Below are 301 nucleotides of genomic sequence, written 5' to 3' on the forward strand. Positions count from 1 at the left end.
ATCAGCCAGAGCGGCAGCAGGACGATCCAAGGGACTTGGGGGGTGTCCGCCGAACGCCGAAAGGCCAGCAGGCAGACCAGCGCGACACCGAGCACGCCGGCCRTCCATTCGCCRTAGAAGGTGGCGAGCGGAAGCGTGTGCTTCGAAACCAGCAGCGGGAGGGTAAAGGCGGCGATGATCGCCGACCCCGGAAGCAAAGCCCTGGATGGCGGCATGCGGGCGCGAGGGGAAGGAAAGGCGCCATGATAGCTTGGCGGCTTGGGGAAGCAGGAAAAGAAAAAGCGCCCGAAGGCGCTTTTTC

1 pseudogene is annotated in these 301 nt (G+C 64.5%); it reads right to left on the reverse strand.

From position 1 onward, the window contains the following. Window positions 1-301, reverse strand: a pseudogene (locus AB4Z27_RS29885) (hypothetical protein); the annotation flags it as partial.

This window comes from Cupriavidus sp. KB_39, assembly GCF_052114485.1.
Taxonomy (GTDB): domain Bacteria; phylum Pseudomonadota; class Gammaproteobacteria; order Burkholderiales; family Burkholderiaceae; genus Cupriavidus.